At 41.1% G+C, this 15691-nt stretch carries 19 protein-coding genes and 1 pseudogene; 17 read left to right on the top strand and 3 right to left on the bottom strand.

All coding sequences use genetic code 11. The features are described from left to right. Positions 1-204: 204 nt before the first annotated feature. Positions 205-2388 (bottom strand): PQQ-dependent sugar dehydrogenase, encoded by a 2184-nt coding sequence (locus tag H6G97_RS01950; protein ID WP_242054777.1) that lies wholly within the window; start codon positions 2386-2388, stop codon positions 205-207. A 602-nt stretch (positions 2389-2990) separates the two neighbouring features. Continuing rightward, positions 2991-4595, bottom strand: coding sequence for a PQQ-dependent sugar dehydrogenase (locus H6G97_RS01945; RefSeq protein WP_190939041.1), 1605 nt, complete (start codon positions 4593-4595; stop codon positions 2991-2993). 293 nt (positions 4596-4888) lie between these two features. Here H6G97_RS01945 and H6G97_RS55855 point away from each other — a divergent pair. The 17 genes and pseudogenes from H6G97_RS55855 to H6G97_RS01870 form a co-directional block, all read left to right on the top strand. Beyond that, positions 4889-5122, top strand: a pseudogene (locus H6G97_RS55855) (zinc-binding dehydrogenase); the annotation flags it as partial. 186 nt (positions 5123-5308) lie between these two features. Then, a complete protein-coding gene (locus tag H6G97_RS55850) occupies positions 5309-6892 on the top strand; it encodes an NACHT domain-containing protein (RefSeq protein WP_422394153.1) in 1584 nt (527 codons plus the stop codon). Further along, positions 6865-7650 carry a HEAT repeat domain-containing protein gene (locus H6G97_RS55845; protein ID WP_422394152.1) on the top strand — a complete coding sequence of 262 codons (786 nt, stop codon included), beginning with the start codon at positions 6865-6867 and terminating at the stop codon, positions 7648-7650. Before H6G97_RS55850 ends, H6G97_RS55845 begins: the two co-directional genes overlap by 28 nt. A gap of 15 nt (positions 7651-7665) precedes the next feature. After that, positions 7666-7899, top strand: a complete 234-nt coding sequence (locus tag H6G97_RS01930; RefSeq protein WP_190939040.1) for a hypothetical protein — start codon at positions 7666-7668, stop codon at positions 7897-7899. 53 nt (positions 7900-7952) lie between these two features. Continuing rightward, complete coding sequence (locus tag H6G97_RS01925; RefSeq protein WP_190939039.1) at positions 7953-8180, top strand: type II toxin-antitoxin system HicB family antitoxin; 228 nt, start codon at positions 7953-7955, stop codon at positions 8178-8180. A gap of 32 nt (positions 8181-8212) precedes the next feature. Further along, positions 8213-8467 (top strand): hypothetical protein, encoded by a 255-nt coding sequence (locus H6G97_RS01920; RefSeq protein WP_190939038.1) that lies wholly within the window; start codon positions 8213-8215, stop codon positions 8465-8467. A gap of 9 nt (positions 8468-8476) precedes the next feature. Continuing rightward, on the top strand, positions 8477-8917 hold the full coding sequence (locus H6G97_RS01915) for an HNH endonuclease (RefSeq protein ID WP_190939037.1): 441 nt from the start codon (positions 8477-8479) through the stop codon (positions 8915-8917). Positions 8918-9007: 90 nt separating this feature from the next. After that, entirely contained in the window at positions 9008-9484 is a 477-nt protein-coding gene (locus H6G97_RS01910; protein WP_190939036.1) for a hypothetical protein, read from the top strand. A gap of 285 nt (positions 9485-9769) precedes the next feature. Then, positions 9770-9895, top strand: a complete 126-nt coding sequence (locus tag H6G97_RS54650) for a hypothetical protein (protein ID WP_277883241.1) — start codon at positions 9770-9772, stop codon at positions 9893-9895. Between the two features lie 680 nt (positions 9896-10575). Continuing rightward, positions 10576-11337, top strand: coding sequence for a serine O-acetyltransferase (gene cysE / locus H6G97_RS01905; protein ID WP_190939035.1), 762 nt, complete (start codon positions 10576-10578; stop codon positions 11335-11337). Positions 11338-11417: 80 nt separating this feature from the next. Further along, positions 11418-11663 (top strand): Asr1405/Asl0597 family protein, encoded by a 246-nt coding sequence (locus H6G97_RS01900; protein ID WP_190939071.1) that lies wholly within the window; start codon positions 11418-11420, stop codon positions 11661-11663. A 306-nt stretch (positions 11664-11969) separates the two neighbouring features. Further along, on the top strand, positions 11970-12167 hold the full coding sequence (locus H6G97_RS01895; RefSeq protein WP_094349915.1) for a DUF2949 domain-containing protein: 198 nt from the start codon (positions 11970-11972) through the stop codon (positions 12165-12167). Positions 12168-12538: 371 nt separating this feature from the next. Then, entirely contained in the window at positions 12539-13672 is a 1134-nt protein-coding gene (gene nifV, locus H6G97_RS01890) for a homocitrate synthase (RefSeq protein WP_190939034.1), read from the top strand. After that, on the top strand, positions 13659-13946 hold the full coding sequence (locus H6G97_RS01885) for a nitrogen fixation protein NifZ (RefSeq protein WP_069070441.1): 288 nt from the start codon (positions 13659-13661) through the stop codon (positions 13944-13946). The genes nifV and H6G97_RS01885 overlap by 14 nt, the downstream gene beginning before the upstream one ends. Beyond that, the gene (gene nifT, locus H6G97_RS01880) at positions 13921-14124 is read left to right on the top strand and encodes a putative nitrogen fixation protein NifT (protein WP_190939033.1); all 204 of its coding nucleotides are present in this window, start codon (positions 13921-13923) and stop codon (positions 14122-14124) included. The genes H6G97_RS01885 and nifT overlap by 26 nt, the downstream gene beginning before the upstream one ends. Positions 14125-14225: 101 nt before the next feature. Continuing rightward, positions 14226-14768, top strand: a complete 543-nt coding sequence (locus tag H6G97_RS01875; RefSeq protein WP_190939032.1) for a (2Fe-2S) ferredoxin domain-containing protein — start codon at positions 14226-14228, stop codon at positions 14766-14768. Between the two features lie 118 nt (positions 14769-14886). Next, the gene (locus tag H6G97_RS01870) at positions 14887-15462 is read left to right on the top strand and encodes a Uma2 family endonuclease (RefSeq protein WP_190939031.1); all 576 of its coding nucleotides are present in this window, start codon (positions 14887-14889) and stop codon (positions 15460-15462) included. On the opposite strand, the gene H6G97_RS01865 is transcribed toward H6G97_RS01870, so the two are convergent. Next, positions 15434-15682: a FitA-like ribbon-helix-helix domain-containing protein gene (locus tag H6G97_RS01865; protein ID WP_190939030.1), complete on the bottom strand. Its 249-nt coding sequence runs from the start codon at positions 15680-15682 to the stop codon at positions 15434-15436. The two genes, H6G97_RS01870 and H6G97_RS01865, sit on opposite strands and share 29 nt — an antisense overlap. Positions 15683-15691: the final 9 nt, after the last annotated feature.

Raw genomic sequence — 15691 nt, 5'->3', positions numbered from 1 at the left:
AATTATTTAAAACCCTTGTAGAGACGTAGTGCTACTACGTCTCTACACCATTTTTACCATATGTCTAAAAGGCAGACTTGCATATACTGATTCATCAGCGTTAACAGTCAACGGACTAAAAAAGCAGCACAGATGGCTTATAAGGTAAGTAATTGATTTAACTAGAACACAAGAGCATCCCAAATTTTCTTTGCAAATTTGGTATTATTTGACCTCTATAAACGATATTATGTTATCCAAGTCAGCTCCAACGTAATTATAATCACCAGCGCTATACTCACGGCATAGACCACCAGTTTCATTTTGGCAAACACGTACTACTGTACCCGGTGGTACACTTAATGAGCTAATAGCGTCATTCCCTACAACACTTAAATTACCTTTGATTGCTTCGTATACTCCTGGAGTTGCAGGAAAAGACTGGGAAACTCCAGTTAAATTTGGGTCTTTGTAGACCCTAACCTGTTGTGAGGGTGTAGAAGAGGGTCTGACCTCTATAAACGATATTATGTTATCTAAGTCATTTCCAACGTAATTATGATTACCAGCGCTGTACTCACGGCATAGACCACCAGTTTCATTTTGGCAAACACGTACTACCGTACCCGGTGGTACACTTAATGAGCTAATAGCATCATTCCCTACAATATTTAAGTTACCTTTGATTGCTTCGTATACTCCTGGAGTTGCAGGAAAAGACTGGGAAACTCCAGTCAAATTTGGGTCTTTGTAAACCCTAACCTCTTGTGAGGGTGTAGAAGAGGGTCTGACCTCTATAAACGATATTATGTTATCCAAGTCAGCTCCAACGTAATTATGATCACCAGCGCTATACTCACGGCATAGACCACCAGTTTCATGTTGGCAAACAAGTACTACCGTACCCGGTGGTACACTTAATGAGCTAATAGCGTCATTCCCTACAACACTTAAATTACCTTTGATTGCTTCGTATACCCCTAGAGTTGCAGGAAAAGACTGGGAAACTCCAGTCAAATTTGGGTCTTTGTATACCTTAACCTGTGCTGAAGGCGTGTAGGAGAGCTTGTAGATAGTGCCGCTGTAATCATCAGAAATCAACAAATTACCTTGCTGATCGACTACCATATCCACAGGTCGCCCCCAGACTTCTTCCGTTCCTGGAATTAGCCAACCATTGACTAAATCAATCTCGTCCCCTGGGGTATTTGTCGTACTGTTCCAGGGAAAGTAAGAAATTTTGTAGCCTGTTTTCTTTTGTCGATTCCATGAACCATGCAACGCCGTCACTACTCCACTTGAGTAGAGGCTGGGAAAGTTGGTATTTTGTAAGAATGTTAATCCCAAGGGAGCGGAATGGGCTTGAATACCCTTGGTGATCCTGTCCATCGCATCGCAATTAACACTTCCATCAGCATTAAATTCATAGTCGCGGTCAAACGGCATATTGTTGAGGCCATTTGGCGTGTCTGGATTGGGGTTGCAGAATGGCCAACCGTAGTTACCACCATCTCGGACTTTCGTGAACTCCTCTGGCGGGTGGTCGTCAACGTAAGAGGGAATAATCTTACCGTAATTGCCACTGCCATCATTGAAGGGATAGGCGATTTGGTCTCGATTATTAACGACTACCCAAAGATCATTCGTACCAGGTACAAATGCTAATCCTTCGGCATTACGTAAGCCTTCAGCAAAAAGTCGCTGATTGGTTCCATCAGCGTTGTAGATGTAAATCGCACCACGCTTTGGGTTACTGACAGTATCTTCTTTGCAGGCATTGCATGCAGAGGCAATGGACACGTACAGGTTGTGATTGGCATCAAGTGCGATATTTTTTAGTTCGTGACCATAAGAGCCTTTGAGTTCTGATGTGCTGCTGTCTGGTAAACCAGTTACAACGATTTGGCGATTTTGCGCGACTATATCTCCAGAGTTGTAGATGAAGCGGTTAATTTGATGACTCTCAGCGATATAAATGTATGTAGTGTTACCAATCTTATGAAACACAATGTCATGTGGTTTGCGTAAACCCGTCACGAAGTCCGAAATAATTGGGTCTTTAGTGCCATTTGGTCGGACAATTAACACTTTACCCTTACTCGGCTGTGATACGAGAAGATCCCCATTGGGAGCAACTGCCATAAAGCGGGCTTTCTCAATGCGAGCATAAACAGAGGCGGAAAAATTGGGCGGCACTTTTAAGTAACGGCTAATATTAAAAGGCGTATAGCTCATCGAATAAGGCACTTTCAGCTGGGTTTCAACAGACGCGTCTGGAGGTTGACCGAAAGCTGCGTTAGGAAAAACTTCTAATGATATCAGACTAGTAACTGAGGCGATCAAAGTAACTAGCGATGCGGGTAGTAAGCGTCTGAGCATCTGTGTTGGATTTAGGAAAAACACACTCATTATAAACTTCCTTTTAGCGTGCTAGTGATTTATATTACACCCAACTCTCGGCTGTTTGTTCGATTTTTTTGAGAGAGAGTTAGGAATTTTCAATAAATAAATTATTCCATCTTGTGGGGTGAGGTCTTACCCGCCTTTAGCCGAAGGCAGATAAGACCTTATCCTACAAGATGTAATTGTTGAATATTTTTTTATTTGGAAATCCCTTTGAGTGAACTTTACTTAAAGATACTAGTTTTTGACAATACTTCGCTAGGTATATTTTTACTCAGAACTCTGTCGGTGAGCCTTTGAACTGGATTCATCGGTCTTATGACTTATGGTTATAGCGAAACTGGACGTGCTGTGGTAAAAATTACCCTCTCTTAAACTGCCCTCTCCCTCCTGACTTCCTCAATAAGCTAAAAGTAGCACAGGTGACTCAATTTTTGATTTTAGATAATAAAATTGTTCTCGCGTTTAAATTCGCTTGCTTTGGGACTCGTTTAAATTTTGGATTTTAAACTATTTAAGCCCTTCGGGTTCAGCAGTCGCTCATGGGGGAAACCCCCAAGACCGCTCTGCTTCACCAAAATCCAAAATTTAAAATCCGGTGACTGGTACTACTTGACTTCTATAAAAGATATTACGTTATCTAAGTCAGCTCCAACAGATTTATAATCACCAGCGCTATACTCACGGCATAGACCACCAGTTTCATTTTGGCAGACACGTACTACCGTACCCGGTGGTACACTTAATGAGCTAATAGCATCATTCCCTACAACATTTAAGCCACCTTGATTAGCTTTGTATACTCCTGGAGTTGCAGGAAAAGACTGGGAAACTCCAGTCAAATTTGGGTCTTTGTATACCTTAACCTGTTGTGAAGGCGTGTAGGAGAGCTTGTAGATAGTGCCGCTGTAGTCATCAGAAATCAACAAATTACCTTGCTGATCGACTACCATATCCACAGGTCGCCCCCAGACATCTTGCGTTCCTGGAATTAGCCAACCATTGACTAAATCCATCTCATCCCCTGGGGTTTTTGTCGTACTGTTCCAGGGAAAGTAAGCTATTTTGTAGCCTGTTTTCTTCCGTCGATTCCATGAACCATGCAACGCCGTCACTACTCCACTTGAGTAGAGGCTGGGAAAGTTGGTATTTTGTAAGAATGTTAATCCCAAGGGAGCGGAATGGGCTTGAATACCCTTGCTAATCCTGTCCATTGCATTGCAATTAACATTTCCATCAGCATTGTACTGATAATCTCGATCAAATGGCATGTTGTTGAGGCCATTTGGCGTGTCTGGATTGGGGTTGCAGAATGGCCAACCGTAGTTACCACCATCTCGGACTTTCGTGAACTCCTCTGGTGGGTGATCGTCAACGTAAGAGGGAATAATTTTACCGTAATTGCCAGTACTATCGTTGAAGGGATAGGCAATCTGGTCTCGATTATTAACGACTACCCAAAAGTCATTCGTACCTGGTACGAATGCTAATCCTTCGGCATTACGTAAACCTTGGGCAAAAAGCCGCTGATTGGTTCCATCAGCGTTATAGACGTAAATCGCACCACGCTTTGGGTTACTGACAGTATCTTCTTTGCAGGCATTGCATGTAGAGGCGATGGACACATACAGTTTGTGGTTGGCATCAAGTGCGATATTTTTCAGTTCGTGACCATAAGAGCCTTTGAGTTCTGATGTGCTGCTGTCTGGTAAACCAGTTACAACGATTTGGCGATTTTGCGCGACTATATCTCCAGAGTTGTAGATGAAGCGGTTAATTTGATGAGTCTCAGAGATATAAATGTATGTGGTGTTACCAATCTTATGAAACACAATGTCATGTGGTTTGCGTAAACCCGTCACGAAGTCCGAAATAATTGGGTCTTTAGTGCCATTTGGTCGGACAATTAACACTTTACCCTTACTCGGCTGTGATACGAGAAGATCCCCATTGGGAGCAACTGCCATAAAGCGGGCTTTCTCAATGCGAGCATAAACAGAGGCGGAAAAATTGGGCGGCACTTTCAAGTAACGGTTAGTGTTAAAGGGCCAAGAGGTCATTGTACTAGGCACTTTCAGCTTAGTTTCAACAGACGCAGCGGGCGGCTTGCCGAACGCAGCGGTGGTAAGAACCTCTAATGACATCAGACTAAGTAGCGATGCGGATAGTATGCTTCTAAGTATCTGTGTTGGTTTTAAAGTAAATGCAACCATTTTGAACTTCCCTCTAGCGTGATAGTGATTTATCTGACACACAACTCTCGACTAGCCGATTTTACCGAGAGTTTGCATCAAGTTAACTCAGGGGTGCTAGTTTTTTTAAATACTTAAAATATCTTTATGCATTCTCATTTTTTCTTATACCGCATCCGTACAATTACTTGCCTTTTCTCGATCGTTGAACGCCATTCCCAACGTCTTAGCAATTAGAGGGAAGACAATGCATAGCTTTGGCTCTTTGAGGTTCTCCGGGTTTAATAAGTAATTAAACGGACATGATATAACTTATCGAAAAATGGGTCAACCGAGAGTTACTTAAGAAAAGCAGAGCGATCGCTCTCTCAAACCAAAAGAGTCCTCAAACCCAACACTGTATCACTCAAGATTTGCTTTATCTGAAAGAATTGATTGAAGCGGGTAAAATTCGTGCAGTGATTGATCGCACATATCCCTTACAAGAACTAGCGGCGGCTCATGGTGATAGCGAAACTGGGCGTGCTGTGGGGAAAATTACCTCGGCGCAGCCATGCGATCGCTCAAAGAGAAGAATAAATAAAGCACCGATTGTACCAGATGGGTTTTTGAGTTTAGAGGTAGAACGGTTTTATGATGAGGCGTCCCAGTATGCGATCGCGGCAATTATTCTGGCGTAACCAGAGAATGTGTTTCTGCAATAACTCTGAAATCTGGAAACATTACTCCAGCTAGTGGATATACTCGTAATCAAAATCTCAACAGAAGCGAATATTATGCTGGAGTGGTTAACTATTTGGGGTGTAACTCAGGCCGCCGGGTTTATTTTTAAACCCATTTTGGAAGACTTAGCTAAGGATGCTGCTAAAGATTGGGCTAAAGATTTATTAAAAGGCATCCCTGGCAAGATTTTCCAGAAGCTTAAGAAGGAAGACATAGAAATTGCTGCGGGGAAAGCCTTAAAGGAATTTTTGCAACTCATGCAGCAGCAGTTAAAAGCTCGTTGCAAACTTGCTGAAACTGAGATTAAAGAGTACACCACAGACATCCAAAAATTTATCAGCGATAAGCCGGTTATAGAAATTCTTGGTAAAGCTTTTGATATTAATTGTGAATCTCTAGACGCTAAAACTCTAGAAGATAGTTGGAACAGGCTGCAATTAAAACCTCTGCCATTTAAGTTTAAGTGGCAATCAATTACAGAACAGTATTTAACACAAGTGCAAGAACTTCTTTTAGATTCAAAAGATTTATACCACATCCTAGAATTACAAAAATTATCTGATATTGAAATAAATACCAAAGAAATTGCTGGTGTTGTTCCAGAGTTTAATTTAGTTAAATATCAAGAAGGAATTCGTGAACGCTATGGCAATCTTAAGTTAGATAGCTTAGATACTAGCGGCTATGCCTATAACGAACTGAAATTATGGCGGATTTTTACTGCTCAAAATGTCCGGGAAGCTCATCAAGTATTACCACAAGTTCACGAACTGCCTAAAGAACATCTTAGACGGCTGCGAGAAAGTGACCAAGTAGAAGCAGAAGTGGAATTAGAAGATTTAGAACGCCACAAACGGGTTTATTTTGAACAACCGATCCGTTCAGTTTTAGATGTTGTCAATAAAAAGCAAGATTATAAATACATTGTGATTTTGGGCGATCCTGGTTCAGGTAAGTCTACATTGTTGCAATTTCTGGCTTTGAATTGGGCAGAGTCTCCACTGAATAATGTTATATTATTACCAATTCCGTTGCTAATTGAATTACGCACTTATATGCGGGGACGGGAAGATAAAGAGTGCAATAATTTTCTAGAATTTTTCCATCAATGTAGTGGTGCTGTTCATCATCTCAATCAGCTTGAACTAGATAAACAATTAAAAGCTGGTAATGTCTTAGTGATGTTTGATGGTTTGGATGAGGTATTTGACCCTGGTAAGCGAGAGGATGTAATTACTGATATTCATCGCTTTACTAATGACTATCCTGATGTGCAGGTAATTGTCACTTCTCGGATTATTGGCTATAAACCGCAACGATTGCTTAATGCTGAGTTTCGCCACTTTATATTACAAGATTTAGACTCAGAACAAATTCAGGATTTTATCTACCGTTGGCATGAGTTAACTTTTACCGATGCAGTAGATAAAGTGAGAAAACGGGAACGGCTACAAAGAGGAATTGAAGCTTCCAAATCTATTGCAGAATTGGCGGGAAATCCTCTGCTGTTGACGATGATGGCAATTCTTAATCGAAATCAAGAGCTACCAAGGATGATAACTACGATGTGCGAGATGCAGCAGTCGAAGAATTAGCCAAGAACTTCAAAGATGACCCCGAAACCAAATCCATCCTCAAAGAACGCGCTACTAAGGATGATAACTGGGATGTGCGACGTGCAGCAGTCCAAGAATTAGCGAAGAACTTCAAAGATGACCCCGAAACCAAATCCATCCTCAAAGAACGCGCTACTAAGGATAATGACAACTATGTGCGACGTGCAGCAGTCGAAGAATTAGCCAAGAACTTCAAAGATGACCCCGAAACCAAATCCATCCTCAAAGAACGCGCTACTAAGGATGATAACTGGGATGTGCGAGGTGCAGCAGTCGAAGAATTAGCCAAGAACTTCAAAGATGACCCCGAAACCAAAACCTGGCTCAAAGAACGCGCTACCAAGGATGATAACTGGGATGTGCGACGTGCAGCAGTCCAAGAATTAGCGAAGAACTTCAAAGATGACCCCGAAACCAAATCCATCCTCAAAGAACGCGCTACCCAGGATGATGACAACGATGTGCGACGTACAGCAGTCCAAGAATTAGCCAAGAACTTCAAAGATGACGCTGATTTATTTGACATCTACCACCACTGCGCTGTTAATGACCCCTTTAAGGATAGCCATGATCTCCTGTTTAACCTCAACCCTCGGCGCATTGCACTAGAGATAATTATCAAGCAATTTCCTCAGCATGACCAGACTTTACCACTGTTGCGCGATCGCGCAGAGAATGACCCAGATGAGCAAGTGCGGGAATTTGCTCAGAAGAAGTTGGCACAATTAGAGAAGTAAAAGAGTAGTGAAAATATGAATAACACAGAAGTTCGTCAGCAAATCAACCAATATCTAGATAGATTATCTTCAGAACGCTTACAACTAGTTGCTGACTTTTTAGCATATCTAGCAGATAAGGAGAGTGAAGAGGCTACCCAAGAATTGCTTGATATCCCTGGATTTATTGAATCCTTTGAAAGAGGTAAAAAAGATATTGCTGAAGGTCAGGTAAAAAGCTGGATAACAATGAGATCCCCGACTTCTTAGAGAAGTCGGGGATCTGAGTCTTGTGATTTTCACTAATCAAATAGAATTGCTATATGAAATATACAATTATTATTCAATGGTCAGAAAAAGACCAATGTTATGTGGTTTTGCTACCGGAGTTTACGCAGATAATGCAGCCTTGCACTCACGGAAAGACTTACGAAGAAGCTTTGAAAAATGCTCAAGAAGTTTTAGAAATACTGATTGAATCATCTTTGGCAAACGGCGAACCTCTACCAGAGCCAAAAACACAAGTAAAGTCATTAAAAGTAACGTTGTAAATCAGTAAAATTAAATAAAAATAGGTAATCTCATGACTACATCTGTAAATACAGCCAAAGTCTACGATGAAATTATAGAGTTTATTGCTGCTGGAACCACTCCCCAAAGTGTTATCGATTTCAAACTCTCGGATGCAGCCAAAGACCGTTTAGAGGATCTCGTTTATCGCGCAAAAACTGAAGGGCTTACAGGAAGTGACCAGCGAGAGTTAGATCATTTCCTCACGCTAGAGCATATTATGCTACTAACAAAAGCAAGAGCTACTCAGTACATCAGCGCGGAGTAAGTATTCAAAGTGTCTCGTCCATATATTAATGCAGAATTGCGGCGTTTAGTTAGCGATCGCGCCGCCCATATATGCGAGTATTGTTTATATCCAGAAGTAGACGGCTTAGGCTTTCAAGTTGACCACATAATCGACATCAAACACGGCGGCGCTACAACAGCAGATAATCTCTGTTATACCTGTATCTTCTGTAACCTGCAAAAAGGTACGGATTTAGGCTCAATTAATTGGCAAACTGGCGAACTTGTGCGGTTTTTTAACCCACGCAGAGACTTTTGGGGCGATCATTTTCGACTAGATGAGGCTGTGATTTACCATCAAACAGATATCGGTGAAGTAACTGCACGCATCCTAGATTTTAATGGCGATGAAAGGATTATAGAACGACAAGCTTTGATTGCATCTGGTCAGTATCCCTCAGCATCAGCGTTAAAACAGATAAATAAATAGGTTATGATGTGCGATCGCATCCACCAATGGGAATTCTATACTTAGCAACCATTGCTACTTCACCATTAGAACTCTCAAGGTAAATATATAATGTCCTATCAAAATATTGCCGCCACCCTTTCGCCACAAGATATCCAAGAAATTAAAGCCGCGCTACAGACAGTCCAAAAAAAGATGCCCTTTCTGATTACTCTCAGCAATGAAGAACGGCGTAAGTTGGTAAAAATGGGCGATAAAAGCCTAGCCTTTGTGAACAATAGCATTACTGCTGCTCAGTCTAACCGCGAAATTCTTCCAGCCACTTTTGACGTTGAGGAACTGGTTCAAGATTATCAATTAGCTGCTGCGCTTACCGAACTTCTAACCTCAATGCAGCAACTCACCGAACAGGTAGATGATACCCTAATGGCTGTCGGTAGTGAAGCTATGACTAGCAGTTTGACTGTTTATGATTACGTGAAGACTGCATCAAAAAAGACTCCGGGCTTAAAAACTGTCGCTGAACAGTTGGGCGAACGTTTTAAAGCTATTGGTAAAGGTAAATCTGCAAAAACTCCCGTCTCTTGAGAAATTAATACTCATCAGCGAGTCTCATATTTTTTTACAAATCTTTGTGATATAGTGCTTCTCGCTTGTATGCAATACACTTTGACCTCTCTCCAAAACTCTCTCCTAAAAGGAGAGAGGCTTTGAATCTTACTCCCCTCCCCTTGTAGGGAAGGGGTTGGGGGTTAGGTCTTTATTGGACTCAACACAGAAGCACTATAAATAAATTCACTGTAGGGGTGTACAAATGTACGCCCCTATTTTGTTCATCCACCTTTTATCTCCGTCAACGAGTATTTGAACTGGATGAATCCACCTTTTATCTCCGTTGACGAGTATTTGAACTGGATGAATCCACCTTTTATCTCCGTTGACGAGTATTTGAACTGGATGAATCCACCTTTTATCTCCGTTGACGAGTATTTGAACTAGATGAATCCACCTTTTATCTCCGTTGTCGAGTATTTGAACCGGATGAATCCACCTTTTATCTCCGTCGTCGAGTATTTGAACCGGATGAATCCACCTTTACAGGTTGCCTGAGTAGGGGCGCTATGAGAATATTTACCTATTCTGCTGTTCTAAGATTTTACAATCGCTATTCCCACACATCTATATAATAAGAAAACAGTTGCGATGAGCGATAACTATATTTTGAAACGTATACATACATACAGACAGCAAATCCTAAAAGAAAATAAAGAAACCTGTCTTTCGCCTATCCAAATAATAAGATACTAATAGTAATAGGATATACAGAATATTGATTTGTAGCCTTATCAAACTCATATTTGAGTGCATCTGAGTACAGCTTAATATATTGCAAAATATCTTGATAAAATCTTAGCAAATGCTTACGGGTAAAGTTTCTTGTAGCATGAACAGAAATTCTTAACCCCTGCCCCAAAAATACTAGTACCCCTATCATTAAATACTAGCGCCCCTACCCCAAGACAAATTTTAAGTTTATCTGGAGTCGGGGTTTCGGCGTTTGAGTACAACCTCAATCAATCCAATAAATCCAATCAGCATTGGGTTTTCTATCGAGTTGGAAGTCACCTGATATAAGCATAAAAATAGCAGATGACTCTTTTACCAGATAGACATTACCGATGCAACAGTCTTTAGACAGTATTAGCGATGTCTCCGACGAGCTTCGCCTACGCCAAACTACCAAAACGCAGGATTATGCCCGTACATCCATGCTGAAAAATCTTCTCTCTGGCGTTTTTTTTCAGCCATTATTGAGTGATTTTCGCATTATTTTTGAGCGCGATCCCGCAGCACGTAATTGGCTAGAAGTAGTGTTTTGCTACCCTGGATTACACGCGCTATGTTTGCATCGTCTTGCTCACTGGCTACATTGTCGAGGAGTCAGTTTTATCCCCCGTTTAATTTCTCATTTGGGGCGATTTTTGACAGGAATTGAAATTCACCCAGGTGCAGAGATTGGTGAGGGCGTGTTTATCGACCACGGAATGGGTGTAGTCATTGGCGAAACTGCGATCGTGGGCGACTATACATTGATTTATCAGGGCGTTACCCTTGGCGGAACTGGTAAAGAAACTGGTAAGCGTCATCCCACAGTCGGCAAAAATGCAGTGATTGGGGCGGGTGCGAAAGTTTTAGGTAATCTGCAAATTGGCGATCGCGTCCGTATTGGCGCAGGTTCCGTTGTCTTGCAGAATGTCCCTAGCGATCGCACAGTTGTGGGAATCCCCGGTCGAATTATTTCTCGCAACGATAGCGCCAGCCTTTCTCCTTTAGAACATGGAAAGCTACCCGATGTGGAAGCAACCGTGATTCGTTCTTTGCTCTCGCGCATTGAAGAACTCGAAAAACAACTGCAAACTTTAGGCGTTAAGAGTCATTAGTCATTGGTCATTGGTCATTTGCAAATGACAAAGGATAAAGGACAAAGGACAACATACAAATGACAAAGGACAACGGACAAATGACAAATCACACTTTAGGCGATCAAGTTTTGCAGATTCCTTTGAGCGATCGCTGGCGAATCTATCACCGTTTGCAAGAGTTAAAAATTAATTGCTCTTGTCCCCCTGATGGTTCTTTACGGGTGCAAGTGAACAATTTGCTGGAAGTAATTCTAATTCGTAGTACAGTTATGCAACTTCTTGCTTCTCGTTACGAATTATTAGAATGGCTAGAGCGTTGCTGGCATTACAGTGATGAGTCATGATTATTTCAAAAAGACCTAATTTAGGCACGATTAATCTTGAATTCATGACGCAAGTACTGGACTTCATCCTTTTTGTTCATAGATGCACAAAGCTCGAATAGGTTTAGAAGTTGAAGCTACTGTCCGCTAGGAGAATTTGTTGCAGACTGAGATGGATTAGGCGGTGTTTAGATTTCGCTAGATCTACTAATTCTGAAATTACCCTGACATATAGCAACAATTAAAAAGGCGAAATTCCTAAATATAAATTGGAATTTCTAATTTTTAACTTTTTCCCAAATTAATAAATTGAAAGTTCAATCAATTATGGCGACTCGGAACAGAGATATAAAACTACTCAATTTTTTGCACAATGAACTTGAACTTTCAAATGCTGATATTGCTGTAGCTCTGCGACACCGTGAATTAGAAAATGGCCCACTACCGATGCTCCTCTGGCAATATGGTTTCGTTGACTTGGAGCAGTTAGGAAAGATTTTTGATTGGCTAGCAGACCAAAGTTAACTGATTTATACCTTTTAGCTTTGAGTACCATTACCTGCCTAAATAACACCCAAATACACTAGAAAAGATGAGGTTACGAAGATGATTGCATCCTTAATTGCTGGCTTCTGTGTATTACTTTGTTCGGGATTTGCTAATAGTTATATTAGTTCATTGCTACTCGAAGAGATTTCAACTGACATCGGTAAAAACGATTAGTAAATTATACATTGTTTTAGTTCCCTGCCATACAGATGTGATGCTAATAATCGAGCAATAATTAAGGATCATATATCCTGCATTATGAATTGTCATATTTTTAGCATTTACCATCACTAGGGGTTGTAGAGAGAAAGGATATTAAGAATACTTCCAAGAGAGGGATATTTGCAATGAATCAAATCATAATTAATGACACTACATTACGTGATGGCGAACAAGCGGCAGGTGTTGCTTTTACCCTAAAAGAAAAAGTTGCGATCGCTAAGTTTCTCGATGCTATTGGTATACCGGAATTAGAAGTGGGTATACCGGCAATGGGCGACGAAGAAACCCGTGCGATCGCCGCAATTTCTGACTTGGGTTTACAAGCAAAACTCTTGGGCTGGAACCGCGCTGTCATCTCAGATATCAAGGCTTCCATCGCCTGCGGTCTGAACCGAGTGCATATTGCTATTCCCGTCTCTGGTATCCAAATTGCCACTAAATTTCATGGTCAGTGGCGAGTAAGTTTACAAAAACTCAAAGACTCAATCCACTTTGCTCTCGATCAAGGTCTTTGGGTAGCAGTCGGCGGAGAAGATTCTTCTCGGGCTGATGAAAACTTCCTCTTAGATGTAGCGCTTTATGCCCAAGAATGGGGTGCATCCCGCTTCCGTTTCTGCGACACCGTAGGAGTTCTCGACCCCTTCACCACTTACACCAAAGTCCAAAGGCTTGTTTCAGCGTTAACGATTCCCTTAGAAATCCACACGCATAATGATTTTGGTCTGGCAACTGCCAACGCTCTTGCGGGTATCAAAGCCGGAGCGTCATCAGTGAATACCACAGTCAACGGATTGGGTGAACGGGCAGGAAATGCAGCATTAGAAGAAGTTGTCATGGCAATCAAACGCATCTACGGCGTTGATTTGGGCATTGACACACCCAGTTTGCTGGAACTGTCTCAACTAGTTGCAGCCGCATCAGGAGCAGATGTACCACCTTGGAAAGCGATCGTTGGCGAAAACACCTTTGCTCACGAATCTGGCATCCATGCTCACGGGGTATTGCAAAATCCCATCACCTACGAACCATTTGCACCTGAAGAAGTGGGTTGGGAACGACGTTTAGTAGTAGGTAAACATTCTGGACGGCATTTAGTTGCTAACTTGCTAGAACAGCATGGAATTTTCTTGAACTCTCAAGAAACCCAATCTGTTTTAGATGCAGTACGCCATCAATCGGTACAGAAAAAACGCAGTTTGACGACAGAAGAATTGTTGAATTTGGTCAGAGAACAGAGGTACTCTCATGCAACGCGATGAATTAGAACTAAACTTGCCACCTGCTTTTGAAATCGGTGAAAAAGTCAGAGTTCGTAAACTTCTAAAAAACGATGGTACCTTTCCCGGTAAGGAAGTCGGCCAAGTTTTGGTAAACAAGGGAGATATCGGTTACATAGCAAGTATAGGCACATATTTGCAGACTTCCTATATATATGCTGTGCATTTCTTAGAAACAGGGTTTGTCGTCGGCTGCAAGAAAAAAGAACTAGAATCGGTTGAGGAATCTCATGAAAGTAATGCTACGGATGAATGATGCCGGCACTTTAGTAGTTTACGTTGCTAAAAAAGACCTTGAAGAAGAAGTCGTTAAACAAACTAATGGAAGTGATGGCAAAATTCTCACCCTAGCAAATGGTTGGGAATTGGAATTTCGTGATTTGCCAGACACAGCAAATTTACCTCAAACAGTAGAAGCTAAACGCCTAGCTTAAAAACAGTTAAGAGTTGAGAGTTATGGGTTATAAATTTTAACTCCTAACTCCTCACTCCTAACTCTTCGCTTTAACTCCCCACTCCTAAATTTTTATCAATCATGGGTAACAAGTATTTGACGTTATCAGAATTGAACCTTGAGGGACAGTTACTAGGTTTTGTTGGTGGTGAACCAGGAAAATATAAATACTTACAATTGGCGGTTCCATCTGGAGATGTGGAAATCAAACTGCCTAAAGAGTTGCGTCGGTTACTAAGTTCATCCTTAGTTCCTGGTCAGAAAATTCGCGTTTGTGGTCATAGTAAAATAGACTCGCGCACAAGTAAAATTAAAATTAAAGCCTATCGGGTGACACCAATTGATGCGTGTCCAAAACAAGATTTACCACCTCAACCCAAAGCGAGGATTATGGTATGTCAAAAGGGCGGTTGCCTGAAACGTGGTGGTAAAGGGTTATTATCAGAATTAGAAAAAACTTTGTGCGATCGCGGTTTGTTAGACAAAGTTACCATTGAACATACAAGTTGCCAAAAATGCTGTGGCAGCGCTCCCAACTGTGTTTTACACCTTGGTAAAAAGAAATACAAGAATATTCATCCAGAAGCGATCGCAACTTTGCTAGAAAGTCACTTAACAGAGTAATAATCTTCTCTAGCTATTCTTAAAATAATACGCAAGTTTCTAGGGGTAAAAATTTTACCCTTATTTTTTGGTTACAACTATATTAAGATAAAAGTAACTCTGCATTCTCGTAGTTGTTATGAGCCTTACCACTGCTAAACGCTTTACTATAGCTGAATATCACCGTCTAGCTGAACTCGGCTTCTTTGAGGAGAATGACCGAGTTGAGCTAATTAAGGGTGAAATAATCCAGATGGCAGCAAAAGGTACACCGCACTCTGTTTGTGAAACACGCCTAGAACGAGAATTATATAAACTAGTAGGCGATCGCGCAACCTTGCGAGGACAACAACCAATTACTTTGTCGAACAACAGTGAGCCTGAACCCGATAGAGTAATTGCAAAAAATAGAGATGATGACTATTTAGCGAATCATCCCAGCCCATCTGATATTTTACTATTAATTGAGATTGCCGATTCATCCTTAAAATATGACCAAGAAGAAAAGCTACCTATTTATGCAGAAGCAGGTATCTCTGATTATTGGATATTTAATTTAGTAGATAATTATCTTGAGTGCTACAGCGAACCTTATCAAACTTTGCAAGTTCAATTTGGTTATCGCCGCAAGTTAATTTATCTACCAAATGAATCAGTTAATCTGCCCTGTTTCCCTGATTTAATTGTTAATTTATCTCAGGTGTTTCCAGGTTAATAGGTTCTTTAGAAATTTCTGGTAATTCAAAGTCTCCCAAATTCGCAAAACGCTGCTCAATCATATTAGCTAAGTTTAAGGGCTGTTCGTGATTTTGTATTAGAGCCATACAAAGAATTTCTTTGGCTTCTTCTTCGAGGGAACGACCATGTTTTTCTGCTCGTTTTTGTAGGCGATATTTGATGTTATTATCAAGATTAGATATTGTAATATTGTTCATAATCCTTAC

The sequence above is a fragment of the Nostoc flagelliforme FACHB-838 genome, from assembly GCF_014698065.1.
Taxonomy (GTDB): Bacteria; Cyanobacteriota; Cyanobacteriia; order Cyanobacteriales; family Nostocaceae; genus Nostoc; species Nostoc flagelliforme_B.
The sequence above is the reverse complement of the archived record's forward strand: the minus strand, read 5'-3'. Positions and strand labels throughout refer to the sequence as shown.

What these genes read in the sequence shown, in the direction of transcription:
- H6G97_RS01950 (WP_242054777.1), bottom strand. Translation starts at nt 2,388, where the DNA reads ATGAGTGTGTTTTTCCTAAATCCAACACAGATGCTCAGACGCTTACTA.
- H6G97_RS01945 (WP_190939041.1), bottom strand. Translation starts at nt 4,595, where the DNA reads ATGGTTGCATTTACTTTAAAACCAACACAGATACTTAGAAGCATACTA.
- H6G97_RS01930 (WP_190939040.1), top strand. Translation starts at nt 7,666, where the DNA reads ATGAATAACACAGAAGTTCGTCAGCAAATCAACCAATATCTAGATAGA.
- H6G97_RS01925 (WP_190939039.1), top strand. Translation starts at nt 7,953, where the DNA reads ATGAAATATACAATTATTATTCAATGGTCAGAAAAAGACCAATGTTAT.
- H6G97_RS01920 (WP_190939038.1), top strand. Translation starts at nt 8,213, where the DNA reads ATGACTACATCTGTAAATACAGCCAAAGTCTACGATGAAATTATAGAG.
- H6G97_RS01910 (WP_190939036.1), top strand. Translation starts at nt 9,008, where the DNA reads ATGTCCTATCAAAATATTGCCGCCACCCTTTCGCCACAAGATATCCAA.
- H6G97_RS54650 (WP_277883241.1), top strand. Translation starts at nt 9,770, where the DNA reads ATGAATCCACCTTTTATCTCCGTTGACGAGTATTTGAACTGGATGAAT.
- cysE (WP_190939035.1), top strand. Translation starts at nt 10,576, where the DNA reads ATGCAACAGTCTTTAGACAGTATTAGCGATGTCTCCGACGAGCTTCGC.
- H6G97_RS01900 (WP_190939071.1), top strand. Translation starts at nt 11,418, where the DNA reads ATGACAAATCACACTTTAGGCGATCAAGTTTTGCAGATTCCTTTGAGC.
- H6G97_RS01895 (WP_094349915.1), top strand. Translation starts at nt 11,970, where the DNA reads ATGGCGACTCGGAACAGAGATATAAAACTACTCAATTTTTTGCACAAT.
- nifV (WP_190939034.1), top strand. Translation starts at nt 12,539, where the DNA reads ATGAATCAAATCATAATTAATGACACTACATTACGTGATGGCGAACAA.
- H6G97_RS01885 (WP_069070441.1), top strand. Translation starts at nt 13,659, where the DNA reads ATGCAACGCGATGAATTAGAACTAAACTTGCCACCTGCTTTTGAAATC.
- nifT (WP_190939033.1), top strand. Translation starts at nt 13,921, where the DNA reads ATGAAAGTAATGCTACGGATGAATGATGCCGGCACTTTAGTAGTTTAC.
- H6G97_RS01875 (WP_190939032.1), top strand. Translation starts at nt 14,226, where the DNA reads ATGGGTAACAAGTATTTGACGTTATCAGAATTGAACCTTGAGGGACAG.
- H6G97_RS01870 (WP_190939031.1), top strand. Translation starts at nt 14,887, where the DNA reads ATGAGCCTTACCACTGCTAAACGCTTTACTATAGCTGAATATCACCGT.
- H6G97_RS01865 (WP_190939030.1), bottom strand. Translation starts at nt 15,682, where the DNA reads ATGAACAATATTACAATATCTAATCTTGATAATAACATCAAATATCGC.